Source organism: Streptomyces wedmorensis (genome assembly GCF_000716445.1).
Classification (GTDB): domain Bacteria; phylum Actinomycetota; class Actinomycetes; order Streptomycetales; family Streptomycetaceae; genus Streptomyces; species Streptomyces wedmorensis.
Genome location: NZ_JNWK01000236.1, coordinates 1 through 217, shown reverse-complemented (window position 1 = coordinate 217; position 217 = coordinate 1). Strand labels below are relative to the sequence as shown.

Genomic DNA, 217 nt, shown 5'->3' with positions numbered 1-217 from the left:
GTCGTAGTACTCGGGGAACTTGCGCTCGGAGGTGCTGGCCGCGTCGTAGTGGTAGAACGGGCCGCTCATCGGGGCCGCGCCCTGACCGCCGTCGATCTCCGGGAACTCCTCGGAGGCCTGGTAGTCGTACCAGACCGTCGCGGCCTTGGCCGGGGGCAGGTTGGTCAGGCCGGTGTTGTTGGGCGAGTTGTTGACCGGCGCCGCGCAGTTGAACTTC

General features: G+C 67.7%; 1 protein-coding gene. It reads right to left on the bottom strand.

The window, feature by feature from the left end:
* Positions 1-217 (bottom strand): hypothetical protein (locus OO54_RS41245; protein ID WP_033213060.1); only part of this gene is annotated, 217 nt, incomplete at both ends.